General features: G+C 69.3%; 16 protein-coding genes and 6 pseudogenes. 12 read left to right on the forward strand and 10 right to left on the reverse strand.

Annotation, left to right across the window (positions count from 1 at the left end; genetic code table 11):
- A pseudogene (locus tag ACBJ32_RS58830) lies at positions 1–453 on the reverse strand (acetylhydrolase); the annotation flags it as partial.
- Between the two features lie 91 nt (positions 454–544).
- On the opposite strand from ACBJ32_RS58830, the pseudogene ACBJ32_RS58835 reads away from it, so the two are divergent.
- The 3 genes and pseudogenes from ACBJ32_RS58835 (at position 545) to ACBJ32_RS58845 (ending at position 2,959) form a co-directional block, all read left to right on the forward strand.
- Positions 545–1,228: pseudogene (locus ACBJ32_RS58835) on the forward strand (response regulator).
- The gene (locus ACBJ32_RS58840) at positions 1,221–1,841 is read left to right on the forward strand and encodes an RNA polymerase sigma factor (RefSeq protein ID WP_375134312.1); all 621 of its coding nucleotides are present in this window, start codon (positions 1,221–1,223) and stop codon (positions 1,839–1,841) included. Before ACBJ32_RS58835 ends, ACBJ32_RS58840 begins: the two are co-directional and overlap by 8 nt.
- A complete protein-coding gene (locus ACBJ32_RS58845) occupies positions 1,838–2,959 on the forward strand; it encodes a CU044_5270 family protein (RefSeq protein ID WP_375134313.1) in 1,122 nt (373 codons plus the stop codon). Before ACBJ32_RS58840 ends, ACBJ32_RS58845 begins: the two co-directional genes overlap by 4 nt.
- On the opposite strand, the gene ACBJ32_RS58850 is transcribed toward ACBJ32_RS58845, so the two are convergent.
- Entirely contained in the window at positions 2,956–3,240 is a 285-nt protein-coding gene (locus tag ACBJ32_RS58850; RefSeq protein WP_375134314.1) for a hypothetical protein, read from the reverse strand. The genes ACBJ32_RS58845 and ACBJ32_RS58850 overlap by 4 nt on opposite strands.
- A 316-nt stretch (positions 3,241–3,556) precedes the next feature.
- Here ACBJ32_RS58850 and ACBJ32_RS58855 point away from each other — a divergent pair.
- Positions 3,557–4,240 (forward strand): annotated as a pseudogene (locus ACBJ32_RS58855) (ArsA family ATPase); the annotation flags it as partial.
- Between the two features lie 432 nt (positions 4,241–4,672).
- On the forward strand, positions 4,673–6,112 hold the full coding sequence (locus ACBJ32_RS58860; protein WP_375134315.1) for an MFS transporter: 1,440 nt from the start codon (positions 4,673–4,675) through the stop codon (positions 6,110–6,112).
- A gap of 152 nt (positions 6,113–6,264) precedes the next feature.
- Here ACBJ32_RS58860 and ACBJ32_RS58865 read toward each other — a convergent pair.
- A pseudogene (locus tag ACBJ32_RS58865) lies at positions 6,265–6,426 on the reverse strand (ATP-binding protein); the annotation flags it as partial.
- A gap of 280 nt (positions 6,427–6,706) precedes the next feature.
- Here ACBJ32_RS58865 and ACBJ32_RS58870 point away from each other — a divergent pair.
- From ACBJ32_RS58870 to ACBJ32_RS58885, 4 genes are all read left to right on the forward strand, one after another.
- Complete coding sequence (locus tag ACBJ32_RS58870) at positions 6,707–7,639, forward strand: tyrosine-type recombinase/integrase (RefSeq protein WP_375134316.1); 933 nt, start codon at positions 6,707–6,709, stop codon at positions 7,637–7,639.
- Positions 7,636–7,947 (forward strand): helix-turn-helix domain-containing protein, encoded by a 312-nt coding sequence (locus ACBJ32_RS58875; RefSeq protein ID WP_375134317.1) that lies wholly within the window; start codon positions 7,636–7,638, stop codon positions 7,945–7,947. Before ACBJ32_RS58870 ends, ACBJ32_RS58875 begins: the two co-directional genes overlap by 4 nt.
- Positions 7,948–8,289: 342 nt before the next feature.
- The gene (locus ACBJ32_RS58880; RefSeq protein WP_375134318.1) at positions 8,290–9,588 is read left to right on the forward strand and encodes a tyrosine-type recombinase/integrase; all 1,299 of its coding nucleotides are present in this window, start codon (positions 8,290–8,292) and stop codon (positions 9,586–9,588) included.
- A gap of 11 nt (positions 9,589–9,599) precedes the next feature.
- Positions 9,600–10,082: a hypothetical protein gene (locus ACBJ32_RS58885; protein WP_375134319.1), complete on the forward strand. Its 483-nt coding sequence runs from the start codon at positions 9,600–9,602 to the stop codon at positions 10,080–10,082.
- Between the two features lie 49 nt (positions 10,083–10,131).
- Here ACBJ32_RS58885 and ACBJ32_RS58890 read toward each other — a convergent pair.
- Positions 10,132–10,221: pseudogene (locus ACBJ32_RS58890) on the reverse strand (AAA family ATPase); the annotation flags it as partial.
- Between the two features lie 99 nt (positions 10,222–10,320).
- Here ACBJ32_RS58890 and ACBJ32_RS58895 point away from each other — a divergent pair.
- Complete coding sequence (locus ACBJ32_RS58895; protein ID WP_375134320.1) at positions 10,321–10,536, forward strand: hypothetical protein; 216 nt, start codon at positions 10,321–10,323, stop codon at positions 10,534–10,536.
- Between the two features lie 101 nt (positions 10,537–10,637).
- Here ACBJ32_RS58895 and ACBJ32_RS58900 read toward each other — a convergent pair whose 3' ends face one another.
- Entirely contained in the window at positions 10,638–12,038 is a 1,401-nt protein-coding gene (locus ACBJ32_RS58900; RefSeq protein WP_375134321.1) for a PLP-dependent aminotransferase family protein, read from the reverse strand.
- Between the two features lie 88 nt (positions 12,039–12,126).
- Here ACBJ32_RS58900 and ACBJ32_RS58905 point away from each other — a divergent pair, with 88 nt between their 5' ends.
- Both ACBJ32_RS58905 and ACBJ32_RS58910 read left to right on the forward strand, forming a co-directional pair.
- Positions 12,127–12,579: a carboxymuconolactone decarboxylase family protein gene (locus tag ACBJ32_RS58905; protein WP_375134322.1), complete on the forward strand. Its 453-nt coding sequence runs from the start codon at positions 12,127–12,129 to the stop codon at positions 12,577–12,579.
- Positions 12,580–12,679: 100 nt separating this feature from the next.
- Positions 12,680–13,903: an MFS transporter gene (locus tag ACBJ32_RS58910; protein ID WP_375134323.1), complete on the forward strand. Its 1,224-nt coding sequence runs from the start codon at positions 12,680–12,682 to the stop codon at positions 13,901–13,903.
- 163 nt (positions 13,904–14,066) lie between these two features.
- Here the strand turns inward: ACBJ32_RS58910 and ACBJ32_RS58915 are convergent, their stop codons facing one another.
- The 5 genes and pseudogenes from ACBJ32_RS58915 to ACBJ32_RS58935 form a co-directional block, all read right to left on the reverse strand.
- Entirely contained in the window at positions 14,067–14,462 is a 396-nt protein-coding gene (locus tag ACBJ32_RS58915; RefSeq protein WP_375134324.1) for a DUF4158 domain-containing protein, read from the reverse strand.
- 300 nt (positions 14,463–14,762) lie between these two features.
- A complete protein-coding gene (locus tag ACBJ32_RS58920; RefSeq protein ID WP_375134325.1) occupies positions 14,763–15,278 on the reverse strand; it encodes a tyrosine-type recombinase/integrase in 516 nt (171 codons plus the stop codon).
- A 6-nt stretch (positions 15,279–15,284) separates the two neighbouring features.
- Positions 15,285–16,061 (reverse strand): hypothetical protein, encoded by a 777-nt coding sequence (locus tag ACBJ32_RS58925; RefSeq protein ID WP_375134326.1) that lies wholly within the window; start codon positions 16,059–16,061, stop codon positions 15,285–15,287.
- 400 nt (positions 16,062–16,461) lie between these two features.
- Complete coding sequence (locus ACBJ32_RS58930) at positions 16,462–16,851, reverse strand: hypothetical protein (RefSeq protein WP_375134327.1); 390 nt, start codon at positions 16,849–16,851, stop codon at positions 16,462–16,464.
- Positions 16,852–16,961: 110 nt separating this feature from the next.
- Positions 16,962–17,105, reverse strand: a pseudogene (locus ACBJ32_RS58935) (IS5/IS1182 family transposase); the annotation flags it as partial.
- Positions 17,106–17,233 lie beyond the last annotated feature (128 nt).

Raw genomic sequence — 17,233 nt, forward strand, 5'->3', positions numbered from 1 at the left:
GGGCGACAGCACTACGAGCGGCAGGCTTCGCCGGCGTCCCGACGGCTCGGCGTCGGCGAAGGCGTTCGTCCGTGTCCGGCTGAGCGCCTTAGGGGGTATGTTCTCCAGTTCCTTGATTCCCGAGCCCTTCAAGAGCAGTTCGGATTCCTTGGGTGTGACGTACGGCGCGCGCCGTTCGGCACGCGCTGCCGTCGGGTACCACAGGGAGACCATGAGCTCCCTCGTCTTGGCCGAGGAGACCCACGGGTCGGGGCGGGAGGTGTCGGTCAGGTGCAGGGATGTCGTGCCGACCCGGTGGGGGCCGGTCGGCTTCGGGAGATACGGCGTGTCGGGTGCCGCGGCAGCTGCGGGGGCCGGCGCCGAGGCGATGGAGGTCGTGAGGGCGAGCAGTCCCGCGACGGCGGCCAGAAGTATCGGCCTTCTCCGCACCGAGCGGGGGTTGTCGTGTGCCATGGAGTTGATTTTGCGGTTCCGGATCGGCGTCGGCATCGGCTGTGAGTCCATCGCCTCATCGGCCGAACGGTTGATCTTTAGAGTTGGTGCCGTGACCATGCGGGTTCTGATCGCCGACGACCAGCAGATGGTACGCACCGGCTTTCAGATGATGGTGGACGCTCAATCGGACATGGAGGTGGGCTGCGGTCTCGGATGGCGCCGCGGCCGTCTCGGAGGCCAGACGCCTGCGACCTGACGTGTGCCTGCTCGACATCAGGATGCCCATGCTGGACGGGATCGAGGTGACCCGCATCCTGGCCGGGCCCGGGGTGGACAACCCGCTGCGGGTGGTCATCGTCACCACCTTCGACCTCGGCGAGTACGTCTACGGAGCCCTGCGCTCCGGCGCCACCGGGTTCCTGCTCAAGGACAGCGGGCCTGCGCTGCTCATCGAGGCCGTCCGGGCGGCCGCGGTGGGTGACGCGCTGGTGTCTCCGTCGGTGACCGTACGGCTGCTGCAGCACCTGGCCCAGCCCCGGCAGGCCCCGGCGCTCCCCGCGAACGACCCGCTGACCGACCGCGAGCTGGACGTCGTACGGCTGGTGGCCCGGGGCGCTCCAGCCAAGAGGTGGCCGCGGAGCTGTTCGTGTCGCTGCCGAGCGGGCCTATGGGACGGGGCCACGCTGAGACTGCTCCCAGCCGGCGCGCCGAAATTCAGGGGAAGGCGAAAGCGGCCTGCGGACAACAACAGGTGACCGATGTCCCGTCGACCTCAAGGCCTGTGAATGAATGAGCCCTATTTGGCCGATCCCCCGGGCGACGCCCCACCGTCGCAGGACGACGCCGTGGTGATCGAGCGGTCCTGGGACGAACCCGAGCATTTCGGCGCCGTCTTCGACGCGCACTACGCGGAGATTCACCGGTACGTATCCCGCAGGCTTGGTCCGCACGCCGCCGACGATGTCTCCGCTGAGACGTTCGCCCTCGCCTTCCGTCAGCGTCGCCGCTACGACATGAGCCGCCGCAGTGCCCGCCCCTGGCTCTACGGCATCGCGACCAACCTCATCAGCCGGCACCGCCGCAATGAGGTGCGCCTCCTTCGTGCCGTGGACCGGCTGCATCCGGAGGCGAACTCGGCCCGAGGCCACGAGGACGAGGTGACGGCGAAGGTGAGCGCGCAAGCCGTCAAAGGCATGCTGGCCAGGGCCATCGCCGCCCTGCCCGCGGACCAGCGTGACGTGCTGCTGCTGGTGGCGCTCTCGGGGCTGAGCTACGACGAGGTGGCGCAGGCTCTGGACGTGCCCTTCGGCACGGTGTCCTCACGGCTCAACCGGGCTCGCAAGAAGCTACGCAAGGCGCTGGGCGGAACGAACCCGCTGTTTGACGAGGAGGAGACACATCAATGAACGAGCTGCATCTCGTACGTGGGGTGTACGACGACCCGGCCCCGCCTTCCGCAGAGGCCGCGACGGCCGCCCGTACCCGGATGTTGAGCCAGGACGACACCGCACGGCCACGCTCTCGCCGTACGTGGCGCATGCCGCTCGGCTTGGTAGCCGCTGCCACGGCCGCGGCCGTGGCAGCGGGGATGACGCTCGCCCACGACGATCCCGCACGACCATCGACAGGCGTGCAGGCCATCCCTGGCGCTCTGTCGCCTCGCGACATGATGCTGGCCGCCGCCTCTCAGGCGGAGCTGCAACAGCAGGGCCGCTACTGGTACACCCACCAGCGCTCCGCCTTCGTGGCGCTCGCGCTCGGCAGGACCGGTGGCTACGTCGTGGAGGAGCGCCGCGAGACCCTCAGATGGACGGGGCGCGCCCGCGGCGACGGCCAGTCCTTCTACGGCCGCTCCGTCGCGGGTAAGCCCCAGACCAGCACCGACGCCGATGCCTGGCGCGCGGCGGGTTCCCCTTCGAGCTGGACGGTGGGCTCGTCGGGAGCGAGCAGGACCGTCAGGACGAAGTCGGGTGCCTGGCAGGAGGAACATCCGAACGGCCAGGGCGGCGGCACATTCCTCATCGGCGGCGTCGGCCAGTTCACCTATCAGGAGCTCCAAGAGCTGCCTACCGACCCCGGAGAGCTGCGCAAGCTGCTGTGCGAAGGCTCGGTCAAGTTCATAGCGGGCGGGTCTGGAGCGCCGAGGCGCTGCAATGGCCCTACAGGGGTGCTCGGCCGGGTCTACTTCGCCCTCGTAGATACGCCCGTGCCGCCCAAGGTGCGAGCCGGTCTCATGCGTCTGATCACCGATTATCCGGGCGTGCGGCAGCTAGGCGCCGTCACGGATCCGCTCGGCCGGTCGGCGGTTGGCCTCGCGGTCCCATTCGACAGCGCCGATGGCCGTGGGAAGATCCAGCGGGAGGTGCTCTTCGACCAGAAGACCGGCAAGGTCCTGGGCAGCCGTGACATCCAGCTTGAACCAGGCCCCAAAAGCCAGAAGTGGCAGGTTCCCGGCAGGACGCTGAGCTACCGGGCGGTCTTGGACACGGGCTGGAGCAACGCCAAGCCCACCCCTCCCGACTAGATGATTGATTCCAAGGGGTTGGGATCAGTGATCGTAGGCGGTGAGTGATCGGGCGGTGGGCTGGCCGGTCTTGTCGTGTGCCAGATGACAGTGGTCAGGGCCAGGATGCGTACGATCACGCGGATGGTGACGCCGGCGAACGTCCGTCCTCCGTGGCGTTCCAGGTCGAGCTGGCCTTTGAGGGTCTGGTTGATCGACTCGATGGTCTGGCGCAGGGGTTTGAACAGGTGCGCGCCGGCTCGTGGGGGCTCGCCTTTGCGGGCCTTGCGTAACAGGCGCACTCATGCGGTGGTCAGGGAGTGCTCGAAGTCGCGGCCGTAGTACTGCATGTCGGCGATCAGGTCCTGGCCGCGGTGGCGGGCCAGCGGGTCGGGGTCGGGGTCGGGGTCGGTGGCGAGCATGCCGAGCAGGGTGGTGCGTTCCTCGGCCTTGGCGCCGGTCAGGGCGAAGGCGACGGGCAGGCCGCCCAGGGTGCACAGCAGGTGCAGGCGCAGCCCCCAGAAGAAGCGCGAGTGGGAGGGGCAGCAGCCGTATTCGGCCCAGCCTGCCAGGTCTGAGCGCTGGGCGGTCTGCCGGGAGCGGCCGCACTCGACCGGGGTGGAGTCGGCCCGCGGCTTGCGACAATCGGGGCGTGGGCCAGCGTGCGGCGGATCGGACGTGCGCGAACTGCCTGGACGCCTTCGAGGAGACGCGGTCCTGCCTGGTCGGCGGGGCGACGACCGTCCTGTCCTACTTCCGTACGGGACAGCACTACCTCGACAGGACCGGGCGCCCGAGGGCGGTGGCCAGCTCTACGCGATGATGCTCGACATGAAGCGCACGTTCGACGAGATCATCGAGGCGCACGCCGATCCCGTACGGGCCCGCCAGATCCTGTCGAACCCCTTCTACCAGTCCCTGTCGTCCAGCTTCTCCGGCACGCAGGAGTACATGGCCATGGAGAAGCTGGGCCAGCTCCGCCGCTCCGACGAGTGGGACCTGATCATCGTGGACACGCCGCCCTCGCGCTCGGCGCTCGACTTCCTCGACGCGCCGGAGCGGCTCGGGCGCTTCCTCGACGGCCGGTTCATCAAGCTGCTGACGGCCCCCGCCAAGGCGGGAGGTCGCAGCGCGTTCCGGCTGCTCAACGCCGGGTTCGGGCTGATGGCAGGGGCGATGACCAAGCTGCTGGGCGCCCAGGTGATCAAGGATCTGCAGACGTTCGTGTCGGCGCTCGACGCGGTGTTCGGCGGGTTCAGGCAACGGGCCGAGATGACGTACCGGCTGCTGCAGGCGCCGGGCCGGCCTCCTGCTGCCAGAGGACTCGCGGTCCTCGCGACGCTATTGCTCGCCCGCGTGCCGGGCGCAGGAGTTGCGTGAACTGCGGCGATCGAGCGCCGAGTACGCCGCAGCGGTGGACGAGTACGTGGCCCAGGGCGTTGTTGGCCGGGGTCCGACCACCCGCGAGATTCAGCAGCGGCGCGGCACGCCGATGGACGATCGTCCCTGCGGGTACAGATAAAAGGTGTGGTCGGGGTCGCCGGCTGCTTGGTACGGTCGCGGCCATGTTGATCGTGAAGGCCTTGGGATGGATGGTTCGACGCGCGGACACGGGCGATGCGGCTGGGCTCGTACAGCTTGCCCGACGGACGGCGTCCGCTGCTGATGAACCGGACGTGACCAACCGACTCAACGGCTGAGAGCGCATCCGTGTCCACCGTTCCCGCGGCCCGCATGAGCGGACGAGCCTGGGCCCTGCTGCTCGTCCTGTGCGGCACCATCTTCCTCGAGGGCAGCGACGTCGCCATGCTGGCCGTCGCCATCCCCACCATCCGCGCCGACCTCGGCCTGACCACCGGCACCGCGGCGTGGGTGATGAGCGGCTACGTGCTCGGCTACGCCGGTTTCACCCTGCTCGGCGGCCGCGCCGCCGATCTGCTGGGCAGGCGACGGATGTTCCTCACCTGGCTGAGCGTCTTCCTGGTCTTCTCCATGCTGGGCGGCTTCGCGACCGACGGATGGATGCTGGTCGTGGCCCGCTTCGTCACCGGTGTGGCAGCGGCCTTCATGACCCCCGCCGCCATGTCGATCATCACGACCTCGTATCCGGAGGGGCCGCAGCGCAATAAGGCCCTGCTGGTCTTCGCCGGCGTCGGCGCCGGCGGCTTCTCGCTGGGCCTCGTCATCGGCGGGCTGCTGACCGAACTCGGCTGGCGCTGGGTGTTCTTCGCCCCGGTGTTCTTGGCCGGCGCCATCCTGCTCGCGGCGCTCAGGCTCCTGCCCGCCGAGGCCCGCCCTGAGCCCGCGCATCGCGGCTACGACCTGGCCGGCGCGGCCAGCGCCGCCGCTGCGATGCTGCTACTCGCCTACGGCATCGTCCGGCTCGAGCACCGCGGCGAAGGGCTCGGGCTGACCATCGGCGCATTCGCCGCCGGTCTGGCGCTAGTGGCGATGTTCATCGTGATCGAACGGCGCGCCAAAACGCCGCTCGTCCGGCTGGGGATCTTCCGCAAGGCCGCGATGGTCCGGGCCAACCTCGCCGCGCTACTCTTTCTGGGCGCGTTCTTCGGCTTCCAGTTCATCGTCACGCTCTACCTGCAGGAACTGCGCGGCTGGTCCTCCCTGCAGACCGCGATCGCGCTGATCGCCATGGGCTGCGACGCCGTGCTGGCTCCCATCCTCACCCCTCGCCTGGTGAACCGCTACGGCCACGCCCGGGTGATTTTCGGCGGCTTCCTGCTGGCGATCGTCTCCTACGGGCTCTTCCTGACGGTGGAGATGGACTGGTCATACGCGGCGATGTTCCCCACCCTGATCATCTCGGGCACCGCCTTCGCCCTCGCCTACGGTCCGCTCACGATCGCGGCGACCAACAGCGTGGCGGAGGAGGAGCAGGGCCTGGCCAGCGGTCTGCTGTACACCTTCACCCAGTTCGGCTCGGCGGTCGGGATCTCCGCTGTGACCGCGGTGTACGGAATCGCCGCGGCCGGCACCGATGGCTCGCCGGGCGCGGTGCTGGACGCCTACCGCACCGCGCTCGTCGTTCCGGTGGTCATGGTGCTGCTGGGAGCAGCGGTCTCCGCCTTCGGCCTACGCAGCGCCAGGCCCGCCGGCCAGCGGAAAGGCGCGGCGCCCGCGGCCCGCGACGAGGTCAGCGACGGCGTTCCGGGGTGACTGGTCGTCTCGTGTCCTTCCTCGAGGCTGCGATGATCGCCACGGCTCCCGCGTCAAGATCGTTCGTCCTCGGCTTGGCCTGCGGGCGCTGCATCTGACCCGCTCCTCCCAACGGCGGGTCGGACGTTGTCGAGGAAGAGCCAGGAAACAGATCAGGCAGAGGCCTTGCCCGCCACGGTGGCGGCGGTAGCCTGGGCGCGGGTCTGGGCAAGCCGGTAGGACTCGGTGCCCGTCTCGATGATGGTGGCGTTGTAGGTGAGCCGGTCGACGATGGCGGCGCAGAGCCGCGGGTCGGTGAAGGTCTTGGTCCAGCCATCTGGGGGTGGCACATGTTCCTGCCGGAGAATCCCGGCTGCTAGCTGGGCCTTCTGGGTTCTTTCTCGTTTCCTTGATTCGTGAAGTGTGAGAGGCGTATGTTAGGCGCTGCCTTAATTCTTCCGGTGTGAGGAAGGTGTGCCGGTGGCGCGGTCTCGACTGCGGGTGCTGGAGGGCGGGGCGCTCCCGATAGAGCCTCTGGCCAGTGACCCGATGGAGTATCAGGCGCGATGTGTCGAGGCGTTCGTGGCGTCGTGGACGGCTCGCGGGTTCAGCCCGGTGACCATCGAGAACGACACCGGGCTACTGGAGCGGACCTTGGCTGCGCTGGGTCGTCCGGCCTGGGAGGTCACCCCGGAAGACATCGACCGGGTGGTCGGTGACCTGGCGGTGGCCGGTCGCGCCGCCTCGACGCGGCGTGAGTATGTGCAGATCTTCAAGGGCTTTCACCGGTTTCTGCAGGTGCGGAAGGCTGCCGAGATCAAGGCCGCGTTCGGGGTGCGGTTGGTCTGTCCGGTGGATGAGTTCAACGCCTCCCGGCATGTCGGCGACGACTCGCCGGCCGAGCTGCCGCCGCCGACGCCTGAGCGGGTGAGCGGCTTCTTCGACTTCCTCAAGGGCCGGATCGCCACCGCCCGCAAGTACGGTCCGGCGGCGCGGGATTATGCGCTGTTTCGCACCCTGTATCACGCTGGGCTGCGGTCGGAGGAGGCCGCGCTGCTGGATCGGCCGGATGTGCACTTCAATCGGGGCCCGTTCGGCAAGCTGCATGTCCGCTTCGGCAAGGGCGCCCGCACCTCCGGACCGCGGCCGCGGTGGGTGCCGATGCTGGACGGGCTGGATCTGGTGCTGCGCTGGTTCCTCAATGACGTGCGTGGCCGCTTCCCCGACTCGGCGGTGCTGTTCGCTGATGAGTCCGGCGGGGCGCTGCATCGCGGCACCATCCGTAACCGGCTGCGTTATCTCATGCAGTTGGAGGGACGGCCGAAGGAAGAGTGGTTCAGCCCGCATGCGTTGCGCCGGGCGTGTGCCACCCACAACTACGAGCGCGGCGTGGACCTGGTGGCCATCCAGCAACTGCTCGGACACTGGACGGTGAGCTCGACGATGCGCTATGTCCGGACGTCGGCCACCTTCATCGAAGACGCCTATCGCCGGGCGGTGACCAGCGCCCTGGGCGAGCTGACCGGGCAGGGAGACTCGATCGCATGAAGATCCGGTGGAAACTGCGGATGGCCGCCGCGCAGCGCGAGGTGTGGACCGGCGCTCAGCTGCGGCGGCTGCTGGCCGACAAGGCCGGGCTGGAGCTATCGGCGGCGTCGGTGTCGGCGCTGCTGACCAAGGAACCCACGCAGGTCAAGCTGTCCACCCTGGCCGCGTTGTGCACTGCGCTGGAGTGCAGCCCCAACGATCTGTTCGAGGTGGACACCACCCCCGTCGAGCGGCCCGTCCGGCCGCCGCAGTCGGTAGCCGAGCCCAAGGCCGCTTCCAGCGGCGGCCGGTCCATGCCGCCACTGTGACCTGAGCAGGAGGGCGGCGATGGGCCAACGGCAACGCGACTGTGCGGACTGTGGCGGCTCGGTGGGCATCATCGGCCGCCTGCACTGCTGCCGCTGCCTCAGGCGGCTCAACGAAGCGGCTGCCAAGGCGCCCTGCCCGGGCTGCGGCAAGCAACGGGTGCTGCAGGCCGACACCGGCCGGTGCATCACGTGCTCGCGCGTCTGCACCGAGTGCGGGCATCCCGTCCGCTCGCCGGAGGCGACGCTGTGCCGGGACTGCACCCGCAAGGCTCGGCAGCGGGCGGCGCAACAACCGTGCCCGCGCTGCGGCCGCCCGGGCTATCTGCGCCAAGCCACCGGCTGGTGCGGAACCTGTTCACGCCCTCGCCAGACGAAGGACCCGCCGCGCGTCTGCGACGACTGCGCCCGCATGCCGGCCACGGCCTGTGCTCGGCCTGCTGGCAGCGCCGCCCCGAACGGCCCTTCGTCGCCGGCGAGAACCTCATCGCCCGGCTGGCCGACCCGCCGCCCTGGCTCGGCGAGGTGATCGGCCACCTGGCCGCCGGTCACTCTCCGGCCCGAGCCTGCGTCCTGATCGGCCAGTTGGGCCGGCTGCTGGGCGACGAGCACCCCAACCACCCCCAAGCCCTGTTGGAGCGGGCTCGCTTGCCCGGCCGCTCGATGGGGCCCTTGGCCCGAGGGCTGGAGATCTTCTTCGTCGAACGTGATCTGGCGCTGGCCACCGATCACGCCGAACGGCTGGCCGCCGGCCGCCGTCGCCGCCGGATCGACGCCGTCCCCGGACCGCTGCGGCCCGCGGCGGAGGCCTTCAACACCTTCCTGCTGCGCTCACGCGAGCGCGCCCGCCGGGCCGGGACACTGCCCCGTGCGGACGTCACCCTCGACATCAAGCTGTCCACCCTGCGCGATCTGGGCCAGCACGTCAGCGCGCGTGGAAAGCAGGACTGGGCCCTGGTCGACGTGCACGACATCGAGGCGTTCCTGGCCGCCCAGCCCAAGAACCGGCCCCGGCGGCTGCAGATCGCCCGGCAGTTCTTCCGCTTCGCCAAAACCCACAAGATGATCCTGATCGACCCCACCAGCGGACTGTCGGCGAAGGCGGCCAAGGGCTTCATCGGCAAGACCCTCACTCTCGACCAGCAGCGACGCCTCTTCCAGAGATGGATCACCGACCCGGCTGTCCATCCGCACGAGGCTCTGCTGGGCATCCTCGCCCTGCTGCATGGCGCCTCCAGCGCTGAGGTGCGCCACCTGCGGCTGGACGACATCGATCTCGCCAGCCGCGCCATCCGTCTCGGGCAACGCCCCCACCTCGTGCCCTTGGATCCGGCCAGCTGGAGCACCGTGCAGCGGTGCATGGCGCACCGCACGACTCAGCACACCAGTAACCCGCATCTGATGGTCACCAAGGGCACCAAAGCGGGCCGGAGCCCGGCCTCGGTCGCTTATGTCAGCCACGTCTTGGACCCGGCCGGCATCTCACCACGGATGCTCCGCTCCACCCGCCTGATCGACCTGGTCAACACCATGGACGCCAAATTCGTCGCCGCGGCCTTCGGGATGAATCCCGAAGGCGTCATGATCTATCTCGCGGACCACATCGACGAAGGCCGTCTGACGGCGCAACCAGAACAGGGATGACCATGACACGGATGTCATTGCGCTGGACGCTGGCGGGGTCTGGATGGGCCGACTGCACCGTTGCTGACGACCAAGCCGAGGTGGAGGTCACCGCCTCCTATATCACCGCGGCTCCTGAGGAACTCCTGACCGCGACAGCCCGGCTGGTGCTCGGCGAAGAGCGGACACAGGCCCAGTTCGAAGCCGAACCGACAGCCTTCCGCTGGATCTTTTATCGAGGCGGCAACGACGTCTGGGTGCGACTGCTTCAATTGCCCGACGGCCGCCGTCACGACAACGCCGGAACCGAGATCTGGTCCAGCTGGCAAACGATCGACACCCTGGCCCGAGCCGTCATCCGCTGCTTCGACGATGTCGCGCGACGCTATGACGAAGGCGGTTACCACGGAAAATGGGGAGCGCCATTCCCTCGGCTCGAACTCGAAGCCCTCCGGACCGCATGGCGCGACCACACCGCACGCCCGCCCCTGCCCGAATGGTGCTCCAACGTGTGAAGTTTCAGCTGAACCACACACTTGTTGGCTCGAACATGTGCGCTTTGCCGAACGACTCGTTGGAGGCGATTGCGACGCTGTTGGTCTCCTCTCTTTCGGTGAGAACCTGGAACAGCAGTTCGGCTCCGTGCCGGTCAAGCCCGCCCGCACACCCGCCGCTGGTCGGCGGCGGCCGCCGGATTCGTCAGCTACGGCACCAGCGGCGGGCACCCGCGCCGTCGAACAGCTCCGGCAGGTCATGAGGGAACTGAGAATCGCCGACGTGCCCACCCAGGTCGCGCTGTCGATGTTCACCGACTTCACCTTCACCGACCCGCGCGGCCCCACCCAGCCGGGCACCTGCACGCCCGCCCCGCACCACGCCGACGCGCTGGGCCGGATGCTCGAGGAGATCATCGCCTGGTCCGCGGTGCTGGCACCGCTGCGCGCCCAAGCCCAGCCGCTGCCCGCCTAACCATCTCCGGCCAACGGACAGGTCCCCCGCGCCCCGGCAGGCCGTCCCACCCCACGTCACCTGCACTCCTGAGTGTCGTCAGGCGCCCTGGCGACGTGCTTCTACGGCGGGTCGGGCAGGGCAAGGCAGAGGGCGTCCAGGACGGCCGCGATCGCATGTTCGGGTGGTGTGCCGTAGCCGATGACCAGGCCGTCGCGCGGTGGCATCGTGCTGTCGGGGTGCCGGTAGGGGCTCAGGCCGTCCAGGGCGAGGCCGAGGCGGCGAGCGGCGCGAAGTGCCGCTTGCTCGGTGCCCGAGGGAAGGTCGAGGACGGCGTGCAGGCCCGCGGCGATGCCGCTGACGGTGATGTGCGGAGCGCGTTCGGCGAGGGTGGCCGTGAGCAGGTCACGACGGCGCCGGTAGACCTTGCGCATGCGACGCAGTTGGCGATCGTAGGCACCGCGGGCGATGAAGTCGGCGAGGGTGAGCTGGTCGATGACGCCTGATGAGAGTTCGCGCGGGCCCTTGGCGGCGACGACGTCGTCCACCAGCCGGCCGGGCAGCGCCATCCAGCCGAGCCGGAGCGCGGGTGACAGGCTCTTGCTCGTGGAGCCGAGATACACGACGCGGTCGGGGTCGAGGCCCTGCACCGCGCCGACCGGTTCGCGGTCGTAGCGGAACTCACCGTCGTAGTCGTCCTCCAGCAGCAGGCCGCCCGTCGCGCGGGCCCAGTCGATGACGGCGGCCCGGCGCCGCGGGTGCAGTGCGCCTCCTGTGGGGTACTGATGCGCGGGTGTCAGCAGGACGGCTCGCGCACCGGTGTCCGGAAGTTGCTCGACGCGCGCGCCGTCGCCGTCCACGGCGAGTGGCACGGTCGTCAGCCCCGCCTCCATGAGGATGGAGCGGTGGAAGTCGAGCCCGTACGATTCCACCGCGATCGGTCCGCGCAGGACCTGGCACACCAACCGCAGCCCGTGCGCGAATCCCGAGCAGATCACTATGTGCTCCGCCTTCGTGCGCACGCCTCGGGTACGCGCCAGGTACTCCACCAGCGCCTGGCGCAACTCCAGCCGGCCTCGGGGGTCGCCGACGCCGAAGGCGTCGTTGGGCGCGCCGGCCAGCGCGCGGCGGGCCGAGGCGATCCAGGATGTACGCGGGAAGGCGGCCGCGTCAGGGGAGCTGGGCATCAGATCGTGCACGATCCGCACGCGGGACGGACGCGCGGGGGAACGCCGGTGGCCGGACTCCAGGGGCGCGACGCGGTCGGCGACCTGCGTGCCCGAACCCTGACGGGACGTGAGCCAGCCTTCCTCGACGAGCTCCGAGTACGCCGCGGCGACGGTGTTGCGAGCGATCCCCAGGTCGAGGGCAAGGGCACGGTAGGGCGGCAGCCGGGTTCCCGGCGCCAGCCGCCCCGAGCGGATCGCCTCGCGCAAGGCCCGCATCAGCCGCACGCGCGCGCCGCCGCTACCGGCGAGCTCCAGGTGCAGGTCGCTGCCGCCGTCCGTTGGCAGGCCGCTCACCGCCACATCCGGCGCCGAAAATTGACCCAAAAAATGTCCACGAGAATGCACCATATCGTGGGCCGATCACGCTTCTAGGGTCGGGAGCATGACGAACGTCGCCATTCCCGCACGCATGAACATGTCCGCTGTCGCACCCAAGATCTTCAAGGCCGTGCTGGTCCTGGACGCAGCGGCCCGCGAAGGGCTGGACCCGGTCCTGGTCGAGCTGGTGCAGATCCGCGCCTCCCAGATCAACCGGTGCGCGTACTGCATCGACTACCACACCGGCGACGCCCGCCGGGCGGGTGAGAGCGAGGCGCGCATCTACCAGCTGAGCGCGTGGCAGGAATCCAGTCTCTACACCGCCAAGGAGCGCGCCGCCCTGGCGCTGACCGAGGCGGTGACCTTGCTGCCGCACGGCGTCGAGGACGAGGTGTACGACGAGGCCGCGCGGCACTTCGACGACAAGGAACTGGCCCAGCTGATCGCGTTGATCTTCACGGTCAACACCTGGAACCGCATGAACGTGACCACGCGCAAGACGCCTGGCACCGAGTAGCAGCACCTCCGTCTGCTTCGACTTCCGTCTGCTTCCCGGGTGGCGGCCGCATCGCCGCGGCCGCCACCCGCGTCACGACCGCATCGGAAAGGCCGACACCGTGACATCCATCGACGTCCCGCCCCCGCACCCGACCCGGGACACCGTCCCCTCACCGGTCCGGGGCTGGCTCGCGATCCTTGCCGTGACGCTGGGGATCTTCGCCCTGATGACGTCCGAACTGCTGCCCGTCGGGCTGCTCACACCGATCGGCGCCGCGTTGAAGGTCTCCGAGGGCACCACCGCGCTCATGGTGACCGTGCCCGGACTGGTCGCCGCCGTCGCAGCGCCCATCGTCACCGTGGCCACCGCCCGGATCGACCGCCGGCTGGTGCTGGCCCTGCTGATCGGGATGGTGGGCGCGGCCAACCTCGCCTCCGCCTTCGCCACCAGCTTCGCCGTCGTCCTCCTTGCCCGCTTCCTGATCGGCGTCAGCGTCGGCGGCTTCTGGTCCTTGGCCGGAGGCATCGCCCTGCGGCTGGTGCCCAAGCACCAGGTCGCGCGCGCCACCGCCGTCGTCTTCGGCGGCGTCGAGACCGCCTCCGTCCTCGGCGTGCCCACCGGCACCCTCCTCGGCGACCTCAGCGGCTGGCGCACCGCGTTCGCGGCCGTGGGCGTGCTCGGCCTGGCCTCGCTCACCTGCATGGTCGTCGTGATGCCGAAGATGGCGCCGGAGCGCACGATGACATTCGCGGACCTGCCGAAGGTGTTCCGGACACACCACGCACTGCGCGTGGGCATCGCCATGACCTTCCTGGCCATCACTGGGCACTTCACCGCCTACACGTTCATCCGGCCGATCCTCCAGGACGACGGTGTGACCGACGGCCTGATCAGCGTGCTGCTGCTGGTCTTCGGCGTCGCCGGCATCTGCGGCAACTTCATCGCCGGCGCCCTGGTCACCACACATCTGCGGCAGACCGTGTACGGCATCGCCGTGCTCCTCACCGCTTCCATGGCCACCCTCGCCATCACCGATCACAGCACCGTTTCGGCGGCCGTGATCCTCGTCGTCTGGGGGCTGGGGTACGGCGCCGTCCCGGTCACCTTCCAGACCTGGATCCTGAACGCCGCACCGGCCGCCACCGAGGCCGCGTCCTCCCTGTACGTGTCGATGTTCAACCTGTCCATCGCCCTCGGCGCCCTCATCGGCGGCCTGGCCGTCGACGCGCTCTCAACGGTGAGCGTGCTGTGGATCGGTGGCGTATTGGCCGTCCTGGTGCCGCCGGCCTGTTCTCCCACCGCAAGAACCCGACCGCCGGGGGATTCGCTCAGGCCGCGGTGAGGTCGAGCCGGGTGTCCATGTCCAACCGGAACCGGCCGTAGAGGTTCTTATCTGGACAATCGCTTGGGATGACCTTGATGTTTCTCCTCATTGACGCGTCTTCGTCGCATACGTTGACCCACATCCCTGCTGCCGCAAGGCGAGGAGGTCGAGATGCGGGTAGTCAAGGAGCGAGACGGCGGCATCGTCCGCCGGGTACGGCTGGTCGATGAGGCGGGTGAACCGGTGCCGGCCCGAGCCGCGCCATCACCTGCTCGGCGAAGGCCTCCTCGAAACGGCGGCACCCGGAATTGACCACCCGTTCCACCTGGCCACTACTCGGCGGTTCGATCCTGGCGCTCCGGCACCGCTCGCGCACCGCCTCGACCAGGCGATCACGGTTCGTCTCGATTGGGCACACCTTGTCGGCCAGCCACTGCGCCAGCCGCTCCTCATCGTCCTCGGTCGCCGGGCGGGTACCGAATCTCTTGCGGATCCGCGCCCGGTGACGCTCAATGGTCCGGCCCCGCCAGGAGTACTTCGCCAGCAGCTCCGGCTCGACCTCCACCAGCGATGCCACGTACTGCACCGCGGCCGCCGGTATCTCCTCGGAATAGGCGGGAAACCGCCCCTCAATCTCGTAGAAACTTCAAGATCAAGGCGAAACCGAGCCTGCCGGCCCCTGCCTATTCCCCGACCAGGTCCCAATCACCCTCCACCAGCGTCCACGCGCTGATCAGCCCATCCTGTTCCCAGTCGGTACGCACCTCGGAGCTCCTCCCCAGACCGGCGCTATCAGCAGCCCGATCACCATTGAGGAGCTCGAAGGGGTTGCCGGAGGTATGCACTACCTGAGATAACTACGTACTGGAACCGATGTCTAACTCTTCGCACATCTCTCATTGGCCCTCAGGACTGGCCGGGGTGGCGGCTCGCCGTAGCTATAGGAGGTCCAGGCCGTATTAGCAGTCAGACGACAAGGCAGGCTGTGGGAACCACCGATGCGCCAGGACCGAATCACGACGTCCTCCGGCGCCGAGGGGGCCGCACCCGGAAGGGGCACGGCTTCGGGGGTGGCCAGCTTGTCCACGGCCGCGCGGCGCGTCCGCTCGGGCCGCCGGTCGTACTTCGCCGTGGTGGCCGGTGAGGCGTGCCCGACGAGGGCCTGCGCGGTGGTCAGGTCTACCCCCGGGTCGAGCAGCTTGCCGATGAACGTGCGCCGGAAGTCATGAGCCCGCAGGGCCTCGTCCAACCCGGCCAGTTCGGCGCGGGCCGCCAGCACGTTGCTGACCGTGCGCGCGTCCATGAAGGCGATCCGGCCCTGCTGGTCACGGCGAATGTGCCGGCCGCGCGGGGTGAACGGCGGGAACAGCCCGCCCGCGTCGCGGCGGCGCACGGTCAGCTACGCCTCGATCCGGCCGACCGCGCTGGCCGTCAGGTACACCATGCGCTCCTTGCTCCGCTTGCCCCGGATGCGCAGCGAGCGGGCCGCCGGGTCGTAGTCGGCCAGCGCCACCCCGGCGAGCTCGAACCGGCGCACGCCGGTCGAGTACAGGGCGGCGATCATCGCCGCGTCCCGCAGCGCGACCCGCCGCAGCTCGTCCCGCTTGATCGGGTCATCGACGTCCGGCGGGTCGAGGTCGGCGTCGCAGGCGGCCATCAGCGCGCCGACGCGCTCAATCGGCAGGTGCCCGCCGGCGGGCAGGGTGCTGCCCTCGAACTGCTCGATGCGCTGGGCGCGGTCGCGGTCGTCCACGGACATGAGGCCGAGCAGCCACGCCCGGTCGAGGACCTGCCGCAGCGCCACCACGTGCTTGTTCCGGTAGGCGATCGACCACGGCTCGCGGGTGCCGTCCTTCTTCAGGCTGGTCGCCTGGCCGATCAGGGCGCGGATGCGCTGGGTGTGTTCGGCCCGCAGCAGGTGCCACATGATCGTCTCGCCGGTGATGGCGAGCACGGCCTTGTCCTTCTTCTTCGTGGCGGGGGCGATGCCGGCGGGGTCCTGGTCGGCCATCAGGCGGGCGATCCGGTCGAAGCAGCCCTGCATGGTGCGGCGGGATTCGCGGCCGTCGAGGCAGTCGAGGTACGCCCAGTATGGGCTCTTGGTGCGGTCGGCCGGGGCCGCCACAGCGGGCACGCTGCCCGCCGTGGCGGTCACCTCGGGAAGGTTGTCGCTCACCAGTGCTCCAGCCGGAACGTCACGACGAGGTCCCTTCGGTCTCGATCGGCTGGACGTGGGTGAGGGCGATGCAGCTCGATACGCCCTCCAGCCACACAACGGCCTGGCCGCTGGCGAGGAGTCGAGCGGCGGCGCGGGTCTGGCTGGTCTTGCTGTCCCCCTCGCGCTCGCGCGGCTAGTAGCGGACGGGGGTGCCGATCGGGTCGGGCGTTCCAGTCGTCCACGGCCTGCTCCTCCCGCGTCTTCCGGGGGCTGATCTCCACCCATACCTCCCACTCGGCGGGGCCCCAGGGTCCGCCCCGGTGCTCGTGGCTCACCACCTTGACCGCCACCGGCACGTCAACTTCGCGGGGCGCGTTGTGCTGGTCCTGCTCGACGTGCACGGCCTGCCCGTCCACGGTCACGTCGCCGACCAGGAGATCGGTGTAGTCGGGCGGCAGATCATCTGTGGCGGTCTGGCATTCCGGGTCGGAGCACGACAGGGCCGGGGGTTCCTCGGGGTACAGCTCCAGCACCCAAAGGTGGGTGCGTCGTTGCGGGCCAGGCACGCGGCGCGGGACTGCTTGGCGGTCTCCTCCCGGATCTCCTCGATGTGGGCGTTGAAGTCCCACCCCACCGACTGCTTGGGCTCTGGTGGGGTGGGCGTCATGCCGCCGCACGTGCAGGTGCCGACGTTCAGTGGCACGTGGCTGTACTGCTCTGCGGATGCCTGCGCGTCGAGTCGCATGATGAGCTGGTGGCCAGGTTCCTCCAGCAGGTCATCGGGGCCGTACGTCCACACGAGCGTCATGAGCTGGTCTCCATCAGGGTGTAGGTCGCGCCGTGCATGGTGGGGGTGAAGAGGGGGACAGCCCCGTCTGAGAGGGCGTCTGAAGAGCGAAGCTTGTGGTTGATTGCCGGTTATGCGTATCGCCAGGTTGGGGTGGTTTCGCCGGTTATGCGTCGGGTGAGGTTGTCGATGGAGGCTAGGCGGATCATGGCTGCGGCGTGGTCGGGTCGTGTCTCGTAGTCGCGGGCGAGCCGGCGGTGGAGCATGAGCCAGCCCGATGGGTCGGCCGCGCGGCGAGGTGTCAGCGGTGAGCTGGTCCTTTTCCGCGCGGCCTCCCGCCGAACCGGACGTGATGGTTTCCCGATCATCCGGCTCTCCAGTGATTACTGCGTGAGCGGTGGGG

Source organism: Nonomuraea sp. GTA35, from assembly GCF_041950525.1.
Classification (GTDB): domain Bacteria; phylum Actinomycetota; class Actinomycetes; order Streptosporangiales; family Streptosporangiaceae; genus Nonomuraea.

Excerpts from the sequence above, each read along its gene's own strand:
- ACBJ32_RS58840 (WP_375134312.1), top strand. The coding sequence starts at position 1,221 with ATGAATGAGCCCTATTTGGCCGATCCCCCGGGCGACGCCCCACCGTCG.
- ACBJ32_RS58845 (WP_375134313.1), top strand. The coding sequence starts at position 1,838 with ATGAACGAGCTGCATCTCGTACGTGGGGTGTACGACGACCCGGCCCCG.
- ACBJ32_RS58860 (WP_375134315.1), top strand. The coding sequence starts at position 4,673 with ATGAGCGGACGAGCCTGGGCCCTGCTGCTCGTCCTGTGCGGCACCATC.
- ACBJ32_RS58875 (WP_375134317.1), top strand. The coding sequence starts at position 7,636 with ATGAAGATCCGGTGGAAACTGCGGATGGCCGCCGCGCAGCGCGAGGTG.
- ACBJ32_RS58885 (WP_375134319.1), top strand. The coding sequence starts at position 9,600 with ATGTCATTGCGCTGGACGCTGGCGGGGTCTGGATGGGCCGACTGCACC.
- ACBJ32_RS58895 (WP_375134320.1), top strand. The coding sequence starts at position 10,321 with ATGAGGGAACTGAGAATCGCCGACGTGCCCACCCAGGTCGCGCTGTCG.
- ACBJ32_RS58905 (WP_375134322.1), top strand. The coding sequence starts at position 12,127 with ATGACGAACGTCGCCATTCCCGCACGCATGAACATGTCCGCTGTCGCA.
- ACBJ32_RS58930 (WP_375134327.1), bottom strand. The coding sequence starts at position 16,851 with ATGACGCTCGTGTGGACGTACGGCCCCGATGACCTGCTGGAGGAACCT.